Raw genomic sequence first — 16975 nt, 5'->3', positions numbered from 1 at the left:
AGCGCGAGGACACCCCCTCCGCCTTGCTGCGTACCGCATCTGACGCCGCGCGCTGACCCTCCAGGGATTGCGGTACAGCACTCAGAGGCGTGGTGTGGGCTTGGGAGTACGGGCCCTGCTCTGGGTGAGGGCGGCTCCTGCCAGGACGATCAGCGCGCCGACCGGGGTGTTCCAGCTCAGCTGCTCGCCGAGCACGGCGACCCCGGCCGCGGTGGCGATGACCGGAATGAAGTACGTGACCATCTGTGCGGTCGTCGGGCCGACCTCCTTGACCAGCCCGTACTGCAGCAGTACCGCAAGTCCCGTACCGAGCGCCCCCAGGGCGACGACGGCGAGCGTCGGCAACAGCGGGAAGCCGTCGGGAGCCGACGTGAACAGCGGGGTGACCAGCGCGATCTGCACCGTGCCGAGGAAGAGCTGGCTGCCGGTCAGGGCAAGGGTCGATGAGCCGCTGCCCGCCAGTGTCCTGCGGACGTAGATCCAGCCGATCGGATAGCTGAGGGAGGCGAGGAGCGCCATCGCCGTACCGCTGAAGTCCAGTCCGGAGAAGCCCTGCCAGGCGCCCAGCACGGTCAGCACGCCGAGGAAGCCGAGACCGAGTCCGGCCACGCGCCGACGGGTCGGCCGGTCCTCGGAAAGCGCGACGAGCGACAGCGCCATGCCCCACAGCGGCGAGGTGGCGTTGCAGATGCCGGCCAGCGTCGACGGGATGGTCAGTTCGGAGTAGGCGAAGAGCGAGAACGGCAGAGCGTTGAGGAAGAACGCCGCGACGGCGAGATGGCCCCAGGTGCGGGCGGTTCGCGGCAGTCGCTCGCGGCGCACCACCATGGCGACGGCGAGCGCCGCCGTACCCGAGAGCAGGCGGCCGAGGGTGACCTGGAACGGCGCGTACCCCTCGGTGCCGACCTTGATCAGGAGAAAGCTGAAGCCCCAGATGAGCGAGAGCGCCCCGAAGCGGATCCGCCAGTCCAGTGCGGGGCGGCGAGTGGCCGCAGGATCGGAGACCGGGGTGGAGGCCGCAGTGGTGGCTGTCTGGGTCGGGGCGGGCGGCACGGTGGCAGTGCTCGGTGCGGGATCGGGATCGGTGGTCACGGCAGCGGCGGTCATGACCGTAACAATGACGAATTCAACCGCGTAGGACAAGTGAGACTTTGTGCGAGCGGTCGCGTAGCATTGCTTACATGTTGAACTTGGAGCGCTTGCGGACCCTGGACGCCCTCGCCCGGTTCGGTTCGGTCAGTGGAGCGGCCGACGACCTGCATGTCACCACGTCGGCGGTCTCCCAGCAGCTGGCGAAACTGGAGCGCGAGGTGGGGCAGCAGCTCCTCGCCAAGAACGGCCGCGGGGTCCGGCTCACCGACGCGGGAAAGCTTCTCGCCGACCATGCCGCGAAGATCCTTTCCCAGGTGGAACTGGCCCAGTCCGACATCGAGGCCCAGCGCGGCGAGGTGGTGGGTGAGGTCCGACTGGCGGCCTTTCCGACCGCGGCGCGCGGACTGTTCCCCGCGACGCTTACCTCACTGCACGCGGACCACCCCGAACTGAGGGTACGTACAGCGGAATTGGAACCCGAGGCCGGAATCCGGGCCGTGCTGCGGGGAGATTTCGACCTGGCGGTGGTGCTCGACTGGAGCAACAAGAGGCTGCCGGTGCCCGGCGGTCTGACCATGGCCGAACTGCTCGACGACGCACCGGACATAGCGATGCCGGCCGACCATCCGCTCGCGGGCCGGGCGGAGGTCGATCTGGAGGACTTCGCCGACGACGACTGGATCTCCTGGCCGGAAGGCGAGTTCTGCCACGACTGGCTGATGTTCACTCTGCGTTCGAAGGGCATCGAACCGCGCATCGCCCATCTCGCTGGGGAGCACCACACCCAGCTCGCGCTGATCGCCGCCGGGGTGGGCGTCTGCGTGGCGCCCCGGCTGGGCCGGGGGGTGGTACCGGACGGGGTACGGCTCGTGCCCGTACGGCAGAAGATGCGCCGTCATGTGCACGCCGTTTGGCGCACGGACGCGGACCGCCGCCCGTCGATCAGGGCAGCAGTCATGGCGCTGCGGGCGGCGGGCCGGGACCTGGACGCACCGGTGGACGACGACGGCGGGGACTGACCCGCGCGGGAGGCGCCGCGCCCAGGTCAGGGAGACGGGGGCAGCGATGGCGCCGGCACCTCAGCCCAGGTCCGCCAGCTTCCGGAAGTCCCACGACGTGACCGTCTGCGGAGTCAGCCGCAGCCACGCGTGCCGTCCGTCGTGCGGCATGACGTCCATTCCGAAGTACTTCGCCGCGAACAGCCTCTCCGGCCCCACCAATTCGGGGCAGTCCTCGTCCGTGCGCGGGGCCTCGCCGACGAAGACCGCCTCGCCGGACAGCTCGACGCCGCGCAGTTCGCCGTACTCGGCGCCGTCGTCGACGACCACAGCCATCCTCGGGTCGTGGCGCAGCTGGGACGAGCGCAGGCTCCGGGTGATCGAGTACAGCCACAGCGACGCACCGTCCCAGACGAACCAGAGTGCGCCGATGTGCGGGCGGCCGTCCGCGGAGACGGTGGCTACCCGGCAGGTGCGCTGCTCCGCGAGGTAGGTGTCGCGTTCTGCCTCCGTCATCATGATCCGACGGCCCCGTCGCTGGATGACGGTCATGGGACGCCTCCTTCAGCTGGCTGACCAGGTGTCAGAAATCATGGAGCCTCTTCCCTCCTGGCGCAATGGCCGTTAGCCTCGCGCGCCCGGTCCGTCAGGAGAGGTCCGGCACCTCGAACTACCGAGAGGGGCAGCCGTGCCGCCCAGGGAACAGCTTGCCGAGCAGCTCGATCCTGCCACCACCGTCCTGCTGACGGTCGAGTGCCAGCAGGGTGTCGTGGGACCGGACAGCGCACTGCCCGAACTCGCCAAGGAAGCCCTGACCTCCGGCACCCTGCGCAACATCGCCCGACTGGTCGCCGCCGCCCACGAGGCCGGAGTCCAGGTGCTGCACGCGGTCGCCGAACGACGCCCCGACGGGCGCGGCGCCAACAGCAACGCCCGCCTCTTCCGGGCTGCCGGCCGACTGCCCGTCCAACAGCACTCCGGCACCACGGCGGTCAGGATCGCCGCACCCATCGAGGTGGCGGACGAGGACATCGTCGTACGGAGACTCCACGGCCTGTCACCCATCGCCGGCACGGACGTGGACGCCCTACTGCGCAATCTCGGCTGCCGCACCCTCGTCGTCGTCGGAGTCTCCGCCAACGTCGCCATCCCCAATGCCGTCTTCGACGCGGTGAATCTCGGCTACACGGCGGTCGTGCCGTCCGATGCCATCGCGGGGGTGCCATCCGACTACACCCCCGCGATGATCCGCAACACGCTCGCGCTCGTTGCCACCGTCACCGGCACGCGGGAGGTGCTGGGCTGCTGGCAGAGCCCCCGAAGGGCTACGACGCGAGCATGATCGAGTCGCCCTTGACCGTGATCGTCGCGGCGGGCAGCGGCTCGGTGGCGGGACCGCCCGACACATCGCCCGTCGCCGCGTCGAACTTGCTGCCGTGACAGGGGCAGTTGATGGTGCCGTCCGAGACGCTCGTCACCGCGCATCCCCTGTGGGTGCACTTCGACGAGAACGCCTTGAACTCCCCGGCCTTCGGCTGGGTCACCACAACACCCTGGTCGGCGAAGATCTTCCCGCCGCCCTCCGGGATGTCCGCCGTCTTCGCGAGAACGTTCCCGCCATCGCCGGTCGCGCCCTTGGCCGGCTCGGCGGTGTCCAAGCCACCCGAGCCCTTCGACGGCTTGGCGGCATCCGAGCCGCCCGAGTCGTTCGAGCTTCCGCACGCGGTGAGTACAGCAGCCACCCCGGCCGCACCGACGCCTGCGACAACGGTGCGACGCCCGAGGCGGACCTCGTGCTCCTGCGATGCGCTCATGCTGGCTTTCCCTTCCGCGGTGTTCATGACTTCGATCAGGGGTACGCGCCGCCGGGACGTCGTGTTCAATGGCTCAGGGACTTCCTGAGGAAGTCCCGCTCCAGCAGCAACAGGTTGCTCGCCGTCTCCTCCTGCGTGACCAGGTGACTCGCTCCGGAGAGCGGCAGCACGGTGTGCGGTCGCCCCGCGGCCAGCAGGGCTGCGGAGAACCGCAGCATGTGGGCGACGGCGACATTGTCATCGGCACATCCATGCACCAGCATGAGCGGCCGCGTCAGCCGGTGCGCCTCGGAGAGCAGGGAATTGCGCTCGTACGTCTCCGGCTCCACATCCGGATGGCCGAGAAACCGTTCCTCCCAATGGGTGTCGTACAGCCGCCGGTCGGTCGGCGCCGCACCGGCGACGGCCACGTGGAAGACCTCCGGGTGACGCAGCACGGCCGCGGCCGCGAGGTAGCCGCCGAACGACCATCCGCGCATCGCCACCCGCCCGAGGTCCAGCTGCGGGTACCGTGCCGCCGCCGCGTGCAGCGCGTCGATCTGATCTTCCAGGACGGGCGTCAGCCGGTCGCCCCGCACCGACTTCTCCCAGGCCTCGCCCCGCCCCGGAGTGCCGCGACCGTCCGTCACCAGCACCGCGAACCCCTGCTCGGCGAACCACTGGGCGGTCGCGGCCCACCAGCTGCGCAACGGCAGGACCAGCTGCAGGCCATGGCCCGCGTAGGGGCTGAGCAACACGGGCAGCGGGCCGTCACCCGGTTGGTGCCACGACGGCAGATACAGGCTGCTGCGGAGCTCCCGCACCCCGAGCTTCAGCGCGAGTGGCCGCGGGGTGACCACGGGAGTCTCGGCGAGCACCTCGATCCGTCCCACCCGTGCGCCGTCGCGCAGCACGGTCACCGTCTGTCCCTCCGGGGTCCGGCTGTCGAGCACGACCGTTGGGCCGCCCACCGCGGCCGTGTGCACGCCGGGCACCTGGGTGAGGCGCAGGGGAGCGTCCCCGGCCGCCCCGGCCGCGTACGACCAGACATGGATCTCCGTCGGCTCCTCGCTCGCGGTGAAGAACACCCGCTCGCCGATGGCGCCGACGACCTCACGGACCTCCAGCCCCGGCGGTGTCGTACGGCCGCCGATTTCCAGCCCCTGGGTGTCGCCGCCCGGATGCGCGGGAACGACGAGCGCCCCGGACGGAAGGCGCAGCGGCGTTCCCGTCCGGAGTGCGACCCATGCGCGGTCATGGGCGCGGTGCAGGGGCAGGGTCTCTCCCGTCGCCGGATCCACCGCCAGGACGTACACCGAACGCTGGTCGCGCGTCTGCACCGAGACCACGGGCCCGCGGTTGTCCCAGTCGGCCGTCGCGACGTACTCGAACGCCGGGTCCGTCCACGTCCCTCCGGGGTGGTCCGGTCCGGCCGCCGAGGGCAGCCGGACCGCGACCCGTTCGCCCGACACCCGCACGAGGTGCAGCGACACCTCCGCGTTGGCCGTGCCGGCCGCCGGGTATGCGATCACCCGCGGCGGCCGCTCCGGATCGGCCGGATCACTGACGTACCTCCGCCGCACCATGGAGGTGTCGACGCGCGCCACCAGCAGCGCATCACCGGACGGCGACCACCAGTAGCCGCGCTGTCGTCCGAGCGACTCGGCCGACACGTGGTCGGAGAGCCCGTACGTGACATGCTCCGGCTCCTCAGGGGTGGCCGCCGAGTGGTCGTCCGTCCCGTCGCTCCGGACGAGCCGCAGCGCGCCCCCGCATACGTACGCGATCAAGGAGCCGTCGGGCGAAGGCCGCGGATCGACCACCGGGCCTGCGGTGGCGATCCGGCGCGGGGCGGAGCCGTCCGTCAGCACCGTCCACAACTCACCCCGGAGTGCGAAAGAAGCGATCCGGACGTCCGCGTCCGTCGCGTACGACACCACCCCCGTCGACATCTCGCGGGCCCGCCCCCGGCGCGTCAGCTCCTCCTGAGGCACCGCGCCGCCGTCCCCCTTGTCGCTCCGCACGGCCGCAGGGTCGGCGAGCATCCGTTCCGTGCCGTCCTCGTACAGCCACAACCGGCTCACCGGGTCGGTGCCGCCCGCAGTCCTTATGAACAGCACCCGTTCGCCGTCGGGTGAGACAGTGAACTGCCGGGGCACTCCGAGCGAGAAGCGCCGGGTACGGGCGGACTGCAGCGGCAGACCGTCGGAGTTGGGCCCGGCGGTTTCGTTCATCGTCATTTCGGTGTTCCTCCTGGTGGTGATCGGCTGCTCTCGGCAGCTGCTTCGGTCGGCTGCGAAATCTGCTCAGGCATCTCCGGCGCACCGCAGTGACCTGAGGCGAGGCTCACCAGCAACTCGCTCTCGTCCTTCTGCATCGCCCCCTCGGCCCACTGCTACCAGTGCCGGCACCGGGCCTGCTGCCGCCACATCCCTGAGCGTCCTCGGCAGTGGCTTGCCGACCGCGACAGGGGTGACGCCCGGCGTCGTGGGCGACGGAACCGGGCCGACCGCCGTGTCGGTGGATCGGGCTCGGTGACGGTCACCCCTGCCCTCGGCGGGACCACCATCACGTCCTGCGTGATCAACGAGGTGCGCGGCTGCCGGGGGCGTCGGCCGAAGGTCCGCCGGGCAGCAGGAGAGCGAAGTCCGGAGCCGAAACTCCCAGGCTCTCCCCACGACTCGTGCCAGGTTCCGGTGGAAAGGGGTCTTCGGCCCGCACCGTTACTCGTGAAGACCGGATGTCGGGCCCGATAACCTGGGAAAATGCTCACAGAAGTCACCGCGACCCGCTACGTCACCCCCCTGAGGGAAGGCGGATCCCTGCCTGGAATTGTCGAGGCCGACAATTTCGGCACCTACGTCATGAAGTTCACCGGCGCAGGACAGGGCCGCAAGACCCTCGTCGCCGAGGTCATCTGCGGGGAGCTCGGCCGGCGGCTGGGACTGCGGGTCCCGGAACTCGTCACGATCCAGCTCGACCCGGTCATCGGGCTCGCGGAGCCGGATCAGGAGGTGCAGGAGCTGCTCAAGGCGAGCGGCGGGCTGAATCTCGGTATGGACTATCTGCCCGGTTCGATCGGGTTCGATCCGCTCGCCTACCAGGTGGACCCGGCAGAGGCCGGGAAGATCGTCTGGTTCGATGCGTTGATCAACAATGTCGACCGATCGTGGCGGAACCCTAACATGCTGGTCTGGCACGGCGATGTCTGGCTCATCGACCACGGCGCCACGATGATCTGGCACCACAACTGGCCGGGTGTGCAGGCGTCGGCCGCCAAGCCGTACAACGCCTCCGACCATGTGCTCGCGCCCTTCGGCCCGGACATCGCGGCTGCGGCCGCCGAGCTCGCCCCGCTCGTCACCGAACAACTGCTGGCCGAGGTGACCGCCGAGGTGCCCGACGAGTGGCTGGTCGACGAGCCCGGCTTCGACACGACCGACGCGCTGCGCCGCGCCTATGCGGCGCCGCTGCTGGCACGCGCCGCCACCATTCATGAGCGGATCTCGATGGACGCGCCCACGAAGACCAAGCCGTCCCAGGCGCCGGGGTGGCTCACCGAGCACCTGGCACCGTGGCCGCACCCCACCAAGAAGGACCTGGCCGAGAAGGCCGCGGCCGAGCAGGCCGGTTCGGACCTGGCCGGTACGGCGCAGACGCGGAGCAGCAAGGAGGGCGGCCGGTGAGCGAGCGCGAGGTCTTCGAGTACGCGCTGCTGCGCGTCGTGCCCCGGGTCGAGCGCGGTGAGTGCTTCAACGCGGGTGTGCTGGTGTACTGCCGCGCCAAGTCCTTCGTGGCCGCCCGGACCCATCTCGACGAGAACAAGCTGAAGGCTCTGGACCCGGACGCCGACGTGGTCGGCGTGCGAGCGGCGCTGCGGGCCGTCGAGGGCGTCTGCGACGGTGGCGACGCGGCCGGCCAGGCCGCCTGTGACGATGCGGGCCGGCGCTTTCGCTGGCTGATCGCCCCGCGCTCCACGGTCGTTCAGCCGAGCGCGGTGCACAGCGGTCTCACCACCGATCCGGAGGCCGAGGTCGAGCGGCTGCTCGACCTGCTGGTGCGCTGATCCGGCACCTGTCGGCGCCGCCCCTGCCCACCTGGGGCCGCGGCACCGACAGGTGTGACATGCGCTGCTGTCCCCGTGGGCCGTTGACACCGAGTGCCAGGGCTTCTAGCGTCTCGTCTGCTGAAGGTACTAAGCGGTTGCTCAGTTATCGGGAACTTCCTGACGTCCGCTGAGCCGCGATCCAAGGGCGAGGAGAACCAAGCATGTCCACCACCGAGCAGCGCGTCGCCATCGTGACGGGAGCGGCGCGGGGCATTGGCGCCGCCACCGCGGTACGCCTGGCGGCCGAGGGCCGCGCCGTCGCCGTACTCGACCTCGACGAGGCGGCCTGCAAGGACACCGTCGAGAAGATCACCGCCGCCGGGGGCACCGCCCTCGCCGTCGGCTGCGACGTGTCGGACAGCGCCCAGGTGGAGGCCGCCGTGGCGCGTGTCGCCGCCGAGCTCGGCGCCCCGACGATCCTCGTCAACAACGCGGGCGTGCTCCGCGACAACCTGCTCTTCAAGATGAGCGAGTCCGACTGGGACACCGTGATGAACGTGCACCTCAAGGGCGCGTTCCTGATGGCCAAGGCCGTCCAGAAGCACATGGTGGACGCCAAGTTCGGCCGTATCGTCTCGCTGTCCTCCTCCTCGGCGCTCGGCAACCGAGGCCAGGCCAACTACTCCGCGGTCAAGGCCGGTCTGCAGGGCTTCACCAAGACCCTCGCCAAGGAGCTCGGCAAGTTCGGCGTCACCGCCAACGCTGTCGCGCCCGGCTTCATCGTCACCGAGATGACGGCGCAGACCGCGGCCCGGGTCGGCATGGGCTTCGAGGAGTTCCAGGCCGCCGCGGCCACTCAGATCCCCGTGCAGCGCGTCGGCCGCCCCGAGGACATCGCCAACGCCATCGCCTTCTTCACGGGCGAGGAGGCAGGCTTCGTCTCCGGTCAGGTCATGTACGTCGCCGGCGGACCGCTCAACTGACCCGAAGGGCAACGGAGATCATGACTGTGCAGGACAGTGGGAAGGTCGCGCTGATCACGGGCGCGAGCCGGGGGATCGGCTACGGGATCGCCGAGGCGCTCGTCGCCCGTGGCGACCGGGTGTGCATCACCGGGCGCGGCGAGGACGCACTCAAAGAGGCCGTCGAGAAGCTCGGCTCCGACCGGGTCATCGGCATCGCCGGCAAGGCGCACGACGAGGCGCACCAGGCGGCGGCTGTCGAGCGCACCATGGAGGCGTTCGGACGCGTCGACTTCCTGGTCAACAACGCCGGTACCAACCCGGTCTTCGGCCCGATCGCGGAGCTCGACCTGGCTGTTGCCCGCAAGGTCTACGAGACCAATGTGATCTCGGCGCTCGGCTTCGCCCAGCAGACCTGGAAGGCCTGGCAGAAGGAGAACGGCGGGGCGATCGTCAATATCGCCTCGGTCGCCGGTGTCTCCGCCTCGCCGTTCATCGGCGCGTACGGCATGAGCAAGGCCGCCATGGTCAATCTGACCCTTCAGCTGGCGCACGAGTTCGCACCGGCCGTGCGGGTCAACGCCATCGCCCCCGCGGTCGTGAAGACCAGGTTCGCCTTGGCGCTGTACGAGGGCCGTGAGGCGGAGGCCGCCGCGGCCTATCCGCTCGGCCGGCTCGGGGTCCCCGAGGACATCGGTGGCGCCGCCGCGTTCCTCACGTCGAACCAGTCCGACTGGATCACGGGACAGACGCTGGTGGTCGACGGAGGTATCTTCCTGAACGCGGGTGTGGGCTGAGCACAGCCTGAGCCGGTTTAGCCCTGATTGCCTCAAGTGCCTCGTCGGGCGTAGGGATTGACCCGACGGGGCGCTGCGGTATGGTCTGCCGACCCATGGCTGATCGAGGAGCGTGCACGTGTTCTACCGGGCCAGGCTGCAGGCCGCTGCAGCCCTTGCTTCCCTTTCTCTGCTGGCCGGCTGCGGTCTTTTGTCCGACAGCGACTCGGAAGCGGATCAGAAGATAGTCGTCGGTACCACGAGTGAGCCCTCCACTCTCGATCCGGCGGCGGCGTGGGACAACTCCTGGGAGCTGATGCGCAATGTCTTCCAGACCCTGGTGAGTTTCCCCACCGGCAGTACGAGCCCCGAGCCCGATGCCGCGGAGTCCTGCACCTTCACCGACCGGACCAGCACGGCGTACCGCTGCACCATCAAGAAGGGGCTGAAGTTCTCCAACGGGGACAAGCTCGACGCCGAGGCCGTGAAGTACTCCATCGACCGGATCCTGACCATCAAGGTCAAGGGCGGCCCGCTCGGCCTGCTCGGCTCGCTCGACCGGGTCGAGACCGTGGGCGACGACAAGGTCGTCTTCCACCTCAACAAGCCGGACGCCACCTTCCCGTTCGTCCTGGCCACCCCCGCGATGTCTCTGGTTGCGCCCAGCGACTATCCGAAGGACCAGGTCCGCACGGACGGCAAGGTCACCGGATCCGGCCCCTATCTCCTGGACACGTACGTGCCGGGGGACAGGGCCGAGCTGGTGAAGAACCAGAACTACAAGGGCTTCGCCAACCGCAAGAACAATGCCGTGACCATCCGGTACTTCAAGGGGTCCGCCCCCATGGTCGACGCGCTGCGGAAGAACGAGATCGACGCCACCTACCGCGGCCTCACCGCCGAGGAGGTCGTCAAGCTCGAGGACAACAAGGATCAGAACAGCAAGCTGCAGCTCATCGAGACCGTCGGCGCCGACATCCGCTTCCTGGTCTTCAACCCCGAGGACCCGGCCGCCGGGAACCCGGCCGTCCGGCGGGCCATCGCCCAGCTCGTGGACCGGGACGCCTTGGTGGCCAAGGTGTACCAGGGCACTGCCGAACCGCTGTACTCCATGGTGCCCAAGGGCATCGCAGGCCACACCACCAGCTTCTTCGACAACTTCGGTGACCCGGACAAGGAGAAGGCCAAGCAGATCCTCGTCAAGGCCGGCATCACCGAGCCCGTCGCGATGACGTTCTGGTTCACCACCGACCGGTACGGCTCCTCCACGGCCCCCGAGTTCGATGAGCTCAAGCGGCAGCTGGAGGCCTCCGGGCTGTTCAAGATCACGCTGAAGAGCGCTCCGTGGAAGACGTTCCAGGCGGGTTACACCAAGGGCGACTACCCTGTCTTCGGCCGCGGCTGGTTCCCGGACTTCCCGGACCCGGACAACTTCATCGCCCCCTTCGTGGGCAAGGACACCGTCACCGGTATGCCGTACGTGAAGAACGAGATCACCCAGCATCTGCTGCCGCAGAGCCGCCAGGAGAGCGACCGGGGCGCGGTCAGCAAGCAGTTCGAGCGGGCCCAGAAGATCCTGGTCGACGACGTCCGGCTGCTGCCGCTGTGGCAGGGCAAGCTGTACGTGGCGGCGGGCGAGGACATCGGCGGCGGCGAGCGCGCCCTGGACCCGCAGACGGTCATGCAGATGTGGGAGTTGTACCGCAAGACCAGCTGGTAGGGCGTGCCCGGTCGACTGTCAGTGGCCCCCGGTAGGTTCTCGGACAAGAACCGATTTGCGTACCGGAGGTTGTTGAAGTGACCGACACCGACCTGTTGCCCGAGTCCTGGCGCGGCGTCCTCGGCGAAGAGCTGCAGAAGCCGTACTTCAAGGAGCTCACCGAGTTCGTCGAGGAGGAGCGGGCCAAGGGGCCGGTCTATCCGCCGCGCGAGCAGGTCTTCGCCGCACTGGAAGCCACTCCGTACGACAAGGTGAAGGTCCTGGTACTCGGCCAGGACCCTTACCACGGCGAGGGGCAGGGGCACGGGCTGTGCTTCTCCGTGCGGCCCGGCGTCAGGACGCCGCCCTCCTTGCGGAACATCTACAAGGAGATGAAGGAGGAGCTCGGCCTGCCGGTCCCGGACAACGGGTATCTGATGCCGTGGGCCGAGCAGGGTGTTCTGCTGCTCAACGCCGTGCTGACGGTCCGGGCCGGCGAGGCGAACTCGCACAAGGGCAAGGGCTGGGAGAAGGTCACGGACGCGGTGATCCGCGCGGTGGCCTCGCGGCCCGATCCGGCGGTCTTCGTCCTCTGGGGCAACTACGCGCAGAAGAAGCTCCCGCTGATCGACGAGGAGCGCCATGTGGTGGTCAAGGGCGCGCACCCGTCGCCGCTGTCCGCGAAGAAGTTCTTCGGCTCCCGTCCGTTCACGCAGATCAACGACGCCGTTGCGGCACAGGGGCACCAGCCCGTCGACTGGCGCATCCCCGACCTGGGCTGACCGCAGGCACCTGTCCGACAGGCTCGGGTGCTTTGCCCGAGCCTGAGCAGGTTTGCCCGCATCAGCGGCTAGCGTCGAGCCGACCGGATTCGAACGGACTCCATCGGGCGTGACGCAGCGACCGGACGCTATGCAGCGACCGGATGCGACGCGGCGGCGGGTGCGGTCGGATCCGACCGGGATCGGCTGGGCAGGTGCGAGGGAGACCGCGGTGACGGAGCAGCAGCAGGAGGCGTCGAGGGACGCCGTCATGACCAGGATCGGCCAGGCGATCATGCTGCTGCACGGTGGCGACCGGGAAGAGGCCCGGAACCGATTCGGCGCACTCTGGTCGGAGATCGGCGAGGACGGCGACGCCCTTCACCGCTGCACCCTCGCGCACTACATGGCGGACACCCAGGACGATCCCGGTGATGAACTGGCCTGGGACCTGAGGGCATTGACTGCCGCAGAGGGGCTGACTGACGAGCGGGCCGCGGAGCACCGGGACGCGCTCGCGGTCCGGGCCTTCTATCCCGCGCTCCATCTCAGCCTCGCGGCGGACTATGTGAAGCTCCAGCGCCCGGAAGCTGCCTGGATCCATCTGAACCGGGCCCGGAAGGCCTCCGACGTGCTCGCGGACGACGGGATGGACGACGGGTACGGGGGTGGGGTCCGGGCGGCGATCGGGCGGCTGGAGCGGCGGCTGTGGGATCAGTGGCCGTAGGTGTCTTCGCAGATCCGGGACTGGGGGCTGCCCGTCGGCCAGCCGCCGTATCCCCGCCCGAGTGCGCAGACGTCCGTCCCGGTGGCGGGGGAGGACGGCAGGGCAGGGGCCGGTGCGGACACCGCGCGCGGGGCGCGGGCCGGCCATGGCCCGGTCACGCCTGGATGCTGCCTTTGCTGCGGAGCGCGCGGCGCGCTGCGGCGGGTCTCCGAGGGGGCCCCGGTGGCCGGCCCGGATGCTGCCTCGGAGGGCTTCGGGTCAGGCAGAGCCTCCAGGGTGTCCCGGACCGGTGGCCGGACGATCTGGGGGGCCAGGTCCTGGACGGGCCTGCTGGTCTGGGGCCGGGGCGCAAGGCCCGGCTGGGGCTCCACGGACACGCAGCCGGACACGGCAGTGACTGCCACCCCGACCAGGAGCTGCACGGCGATTCTGGTTCGTTGCACCTGGGCAACTCTGCTGTGCGGGCAGCGCATCGCGGGAGCGGGGAAGTCATGATTGGCCCGCACGAGTGACCCCCGGTCGGCGCAACGCCCGGCCGCTGTCGCTCCCCGGGGACGCGGGCGAGGGTCAGGCGCGGATCGGGCCGAACCGGCTCCCCCGTCGGCTCCGGGGCGGGTCCTGGGCCGGATCAGTCGCCGGTCGAGCCGTCGATCTTCTCCCGGACCAGATCGGCGTGGCCGTTGTGCCGCGCGTACTCCTCGATCATGTGGGTGTAGATCCACCGCAGATTGAACTGCTCGCCCTTGCGGCTCAGGCCGACCGACAGGTCGTCGAGGCCGACGTTCGCGGTGATCTCCCGGGCCTGCGCGATCTCCGCCTGCCAGATCGCCGCGTCCTTCTCCCAGGTGTCCGCCTCGGTGAGATGGAACTCGCCGTCCCGGTCCTCGTCCGTCCCGTAGATCGGCTTCACGTCCTCACCGGCCAGGACCTCGCGGAACCAGCCGCGCTCCACCTCCGCCATGTGCCGTACGAGCCCGAGCAGGCTGAGCTCCGACGGCGGCACGGAGGCCTCGCGCAGCTGGGCGTCGGTGAGGCCCGCACACTTCAGCGCAAGGGTGTCGCGGTGATAGTCGAGCCAGCCCTCAAGCATCGGGCGTTCGGCGGCGTTGATGGCGGGTTCGGAGCGTTCGCGCGTCGTCATGCCGGTCATTCTTTACCAGTGATCATGTACGGGCCAGACGTTATTGTCCGCGGGGCCCCAGCATTCCGCGCAACAGCTCGGTGAAGCCGGTGCGCAGCTCTGCCGCGGTCGGTACGGACCGGTGGTACGACCCCGCGGCGCAGGAGAACATCAGCCCTTCGCACCAGGCCACCAGGGACAGAGCGTGCCGTTCCGGTTCGGCCGAACCGGCCGCCGTCATCAGCGCCACCAGGGGTTCGCGGAACTGGCGGCCCGTCGCGTCGAAGAACTCCCGCAACTCCGGCCGCCGGGTGGCTTCCAGGGCGAGTTCGTACCGGCAGATCAGCAGCTCGGGGTGGCGGGTCAGATACCGGTGCAGGGCCAGTGCGAGACCGGCGACCAGCGCGTCCGGGCCATCGGAGGCTTCCCCCTGCACTCCGTCGGCCGGTTCGCCGCCCGGCATCGGGAGTTCGCCCGGGGCGAGCACCTGCGCCTCGCGCTCCGCCAGCCGCCGCACCGTCGCTTCCAGCAGGGCCTGCCGGGTGCGGGCGTAGTTGGACGTCGAGCCCTGGGGGAGTCCGGCGCGCTCGTCGACGGCGCGATGGGTGAGACCCCGCATTCCGCGCTCGGCGAGCAACGCCAGGGCGGCATCGGTGATCAGGTCGGCCCGGGAGGTGCCGGGGGCGCGTGTGGTGCTTGTGGCCATGGGACCAACCTATCGCCGCGACTACACCTGTAGTACGGTGAGTCCGTCACTACAGCTGTAGTTCCGAGGAGGAATCATGGCCAGGCCACATGCGGTCGTCATCGGCAGCGGGATCGGCGGTCTGACCGCCGCCGTGGCCCTGCACCGGCGTGGCTGGCAGGTCACTGTCATGGAGCGGGCCGCCTCCCTGGAGCCCGTCGGCGCCGGTATCGGCCTCGCGCCCAACGCCCAGCGCGCCCTGGACGTGATCGGCCTCGGTGACCGGATCAGGTCCCTGGCCGCCTGGCAGGGCGACGGCGGTATGCGCAGACCGGACGGCCGCTGGCTGGCCCGGACCGACAGCGTCGCTGCGACCGAGCGGTTCGGCGGTCCGATCGTCCTGGTGCACCGCGCCACCCTGATCGATGCCCTCGCCGCCGAACTGCCCGCATCCGCCATCCGTACCGGGGCGGCGGCGGAACTCGTGGACCAGGGCACCGCGGGCGGGGCCCGGGCCGTCGTCGCAACACCGGCCGGGAACATCGAGGCCGACCTCGTCGTCGGCGCCGACGGCATCAACTCGGCCGTACGCTCCCTGCTCTTCCCCGCGCACCCCGGACCGTCGTACGCCGGCTTCACCACTTGGCGCGTCGTCGTCCCCGGGCCCGGGAAGCCCTTCGCCCCGCACGAGACCTGGGGCCGAGGCGCCCTCTGGGGCGCCCAGCCGCTCAAGGACGGCCGGATCTACGCGTACGCGGCCGCGGTCGCACCCGCCGGAGAGCGGGCCGCCGACGAGAAGACCGAGTTGCTGCACCGGTTCGGCGGCTGGCACGACCCGATCCCCGGAATCATCGCCGCCGTCGAACCCGACCGGATTCTCCGCAACGACGTGCACCATCTGATCGACCCTCTGCGGGCGTTCCACCGGGGCCGCACCGTCCTGGTCGGCGACTGCGCCCACGCCATGGCGCCGACGCTCGGACAGGGCGGCAACCAGGCCATCGAGGACGGCATCGTGCTCGCCCACCACGCGGCGCCCGACGGCGACCTGGCGGCGGCCCTCGCCGCGTACAGCGCGGACCGGGTCCCGCGGACGGGCGGCATCGTCCGCAAGGCCGCCCACGTGACCCGGCTGATGCGCCTGACCAGCCCTCCTGCCGTCGCGCTGCGCGACACCCTGATGTCTGCCGTCTCCCGCTTCGGGCCCGGCCTCGTCCTGCGCACCTTCGACGGCATCGCCGACTGGCGGCCGCCGCAGCACACGTATGCTGCCGGGACGAAGGACACGCCCATGTCGCAGCGGTAGCCACGGGCGGGTCATTGCGAGAGGGAGACCCCTGTGAAGGTCGGCTGCATCGGGCTCGGCGACATCGCGCAGAAGGCGTATCTGCCGGTACTCACCACCCTGCCCGGGGTCGAACTGCATCTGCAGACCCGTACCCCCGCCACCCTGGCCGCCGTCGCCGAGACCCACCGGATCCCGCCGGAGCAGCGTCACACCGACCTCGACTCGCTGATCGCCGCGGGCCTGGACGCCGCGTTCGTCCACGCCCCGACCTCCGTGCACCCGGAGATCGCCGGCCGGCTTCTCGATGCGGGTGTTCCCACGTACATCGACAAGCCGCTCGCCTACGAACTCGCCGATTCCGAGCGGCTGGTACACCTCGCAGAGGAGCGCGGTGTCAGCCTGGCCGTCGGCTTCAACCGGCGGCTGGCGCCCGGCTACGCGCAATGCATCGAGCAGCCCCGCGAACTGATCCTGATGCAGAAGAACCGGGTGGGTCTGCCCGAGGAGCCGCGGGCGATGGTGCTCGACGACTTCATCCATGTCGTCGACACCCTGCGCTTCCTGGTGCCGGGCCCGGTCGAGCACACCGTCGTACGGGCCAGGATCCGCGACGGGCTGATGCACCATGTCGTGCTGCAGCTGTCCGGCGACGGTTTCACCGCCATCGGTGCGATGAACCGGCTCAGCGGCTCGACGGAGGAGCGGCTCGAGGTCTCCGGGCAGGACTCCAAGCGCGAGGTGGTGAACCTCGCAGAGGTGATCGACCACAAGGGGCAGCCGAGCGTCCGGCGACGGGGCGACTGGGTGCCGGTCGCCCGCCAGCGCGGCATCGAGCAGGGCGTGCTGACCTTCCTGGACGCCGTGCGGGCCGGAAAGCTGCTGAGCGCCCGGGACGCTCTTGAGACCCACGAGCTGTGCGAGCGCATCCTGCGTGACCTGGACTGCGCCTAGGGGGCCCGGCGGAACAGGGTCGGACACCCCTCGGCGCACTGCGCCACAGCGGACCGTCCGCAGCGGAATTTGCAG

General features: G+C 70.0%; 18 protein-coding genes. 11 read left to right on the top strand and 7 right to left on the bottom strand.

Features of this window, described 5'->3' with window-relative positions; genetic code table 11:
• Positions 1-81 precede the first annotated feature (81 nt).
• Positions 82-1107 (bottom strand): DMT family transporter, encoded by a 1026-nt coding sequence (locus ACIA8E_RS22290; RefSeq protein WP_399300893.1) that lies wholly within the window; start codon positions 1105-1107, stop codon positions 82-84.
• Between the two features lie 74 nt (positions 1108-1181).
• Between ACIA8E_RS22290 and ACIA8E_RS22285 the strand changes: the two genes are divergently transcribed.
• Positions 1182-2111: a LysR family transcriptional regulator gene (locus tag ACIA8E_RS22285; protein ID WP_399300891.1), complete on the top strand. Its 930-nt coding sequence runs from the start codon at positions 1182-1184 to the stop codon at positions 2109-2111.
• A gap of 60 nt (positions 2112-2171) precedes the next feature.
• Here the strand turns inward: ACIA8E_RS22285 and ACIA8E_RS22280 are convergent, their stop codons facing one another.
• On the bottom strand, positions 2172-2642 hold the full coding sequence (locus tag ACIA8E_RS22280; protein WP_399300889.1) for a pyridoxamine 5'-phosphate oxidase family protein: 471 nt from the start codon (positions 2640-2642) through the stop codon (positions 2172-2174).
• A 136-nt stretch (positions 2643-2778) separates the two neighbouring features.
• On the opposite strand from ACIA8E_RS22280, the gene ACIA8E_RS22275 reads away from it, so the two are divergent.
• Positions 2779-3432, top strand: coding sequence for a cysteine hydrolase (locus ACIA8E_RS22275; protein ID WP_399300887.1), 654 nt, complete (start codon positions 2779-2781; stop codon positions 3430-3432).
• On the opposite strand, the gene ACIA8E_RS22270 is transcribed toward ACIA8E_RS22275, so the two are convergent.
• Complete coding sequence (locus ACIA8E_RS22270) at positions 3416-3904, bottom strand: Rieske (2Fe-2S) protein (RefSeq protein ID WP_399300885.1); 489 nt, start codon at positions 3902-3904, stop codon at positions 3416-3418. The genes ACIA8E_RS22275 and ACIA8E_RS22270 overlap by 17 nt on opposite strands.
• Before the next feature lie 65 nt (positions 3905-3969).
• The gene (locus ACIA8E_RS22265) at positions 3970-6123 is read right to left on the bottom strand and encodes a prolyl oligopeptidase family serine peptidase (RefSeq protein ID WP_399300883.1); all 2154 of its coding nucleotides are present in this window, start codon (positions 6121-6123) and stop codon (positions 3970-3972) included.
• A 525-nt stretch (positions 6124-6648) separates the two neighbouring features.
• Here ACIA8E_RS22265 and ACIA8E_RS22260 point away from each other — a divergent pair.
• From ACIA8E_RS22260 to ACIA8E_RS22230, 7 genes are all read left to right on the top strand, one after another.
• A complete protein-coding gene (locus ACIA8E_RS22260) occupies positions 6649-7569 on the top strand; it encodes a HipA family kinase (RefSeq protein ID WP_399300882.1) in 921 nt (306 codons plus the stop codon).
• Positions 7566-7949 (top strand): DUF3037 domain-containing protein, encoded by a 384-nt coding sequence (locus ACIA8E_RS22255; RefSeq protein WP_399300880.1) that lies wholly within the window; start codon positions 7566-7568, stop codon positions 7947-7949. Before ACIA8E_RS22260 ends, ACIA8E_RS22255 begins: the two co-directional genes overlap by 4 nt.
• Before the next feature lie 203 nt (positions 7950-8152).
• Complete coding sequence (gene fabG, locus ACIA8E_RS22250) at positions 8153-8914, top strand: 3-oxoacyl-ACP reductase FabG (RefSeq protein ID WP_399300878.1); 762 nt, start codon at positions 8153-8155, stop codon at positions 8912-8914.
• 20 nt (positions 8915-8934) lie between these two features.
• Positions 8935-9690 (top strand): SDR family oxidoreductase, encoded by a 756-nt coding sequence (locus ACIA8E_RS22245; RefSeq protein WP_399300876.1) that lies wholly within the window; start codon positions 8935-8937, stop codon positions 9688-9690.
• A gap of 118 nt (positions 9691-9808) precedes the next feature.
• The gene (locus tag ACIA8E_RS22240; RefSeq protein ID WP_399300949.1) at positions 9809-11389 is read left to right on the top strand and encodes an ABC transporter substrate-binding protein; all 1581 of its coding nucleotides are present in this window, start codon (positions 9809-9811) and stop codon (positions 11387-11389) included.
• 77 nt (positions 11390-11466) lie between these two features.
• Positions 11467-12150, top strand: coding sequence for a uracil-DNA glycosylase (locus ACIA8E_RS22235; RefSeq protein ID WP_399300874.1), 684 nt, complete (start codon positions 11467-11469; stop codon positions 12148-12150).
• 250 nt (positions 12151-12400) lie between these two features.
• Positions 12401-12856, top strand: a complete 456-nt coding sequence (locus tag ACIA8E_RS22230; RefSeq protein ID WP_052190127.1) for a hypothetical protein — start codon at positions 12401-12403, stop codon at positions 12854-12856.
• Here the strand turns inward: ACIA8E_RS22230 and ACIA8E_RS22225 are convergent.
• The 3 genes from ACIA8E_RS22225 to ACIA8E_RS22215 all read right to left on the bottom strand — a co-directional run bounded on the left by ACIA8E_RS22225 (position 12844) and on the right by ACIA8E_RS22215 (position 14682).
• Entirely contained in the window at positions 12844-13299 is a 456-nt protein-coding gene (locus ACIA8E_RS22225; RefSeq protein ID WP_399300872.1) for a hypothetical protein, read from the bottom strand. The genes ACIA8E_RS22230 and ACIA8E_RS22225 overlap by 13 nt on opposite strands.
• 185 nt (positions 13300-13484) lie before the next feature.
• Positions 13485-13997 (bottom strand): DinB family protein, encoded by a 513-nt coding sequence (locus ACIA8E_RS22220; protein ID WP_399300871.1) that lies wholly within the window; start codon positions 13995-13997, stop codon positions 13485-13487.
• 40 nt (positions 13998-14037) lie between these two features.
• Positions 14038-14682: a TetR/AcrR family transcriptional regulator gene (locus tag ACIA8E_RS22215; RefSeq protein ID WP_399300869.1), complete on the bottom strand. Its 645-nt coding sequence runs from the start codon at positions 14680-14682 to the stop codon at positions 14038-14040.
• Between the two features lie 76 nt (positions 14683-14758).
• Between ACIA8E_RS22215 and ACIA8E_RS22210 the strand changes: the two genes are divergently transcribed.
• Together ACIA8E_RS22210 and ACIA8E_RS22205 are read left to right on the top strand one after the other, a co-directional pair.
• The gene (locus tag ACIA8E_RS22210) at positions 14759-15967 is read left to right on the top strand and encodes an FAD-dependent monooxygenase (RefSeq protein ID WP_399300867.1); all 1209 of its coding nucleotides are present in this window, start codon (positions 14759-14761) and stop codon (positions 15965-15967) included.
• Positions 15968-16000: 33 nt separating this feature from the next.
• Positions 16001-16900 carry a Gfo/Idh/MocA family protein gene (locus ACIA8E_RS22205; protein ID WP_399300866.1) on the top strand — a complete coding sequence of 300 codons (900 nt, stop codon included), beginning with the start codon at positions 16001-16003 and terminating at the stop codon, positions 16898-16900.
• The last annotated feature ends 75 nt before the right edge of the window (positions 16901-16975 follow it).

The organism is Streptomyces sp. NPDC051664, assembly GCF_044453545.1.
Classification (GTDB): Bacteria; Actinomycetota; Actinomycetes; order Streptomycetales; family Streptomycetaceae; genus Streptomyces.
Note: the sequence above shows the minus strand (reverse complement) of the source record. Positions and strands in the feature narration are given on the sequence as shown.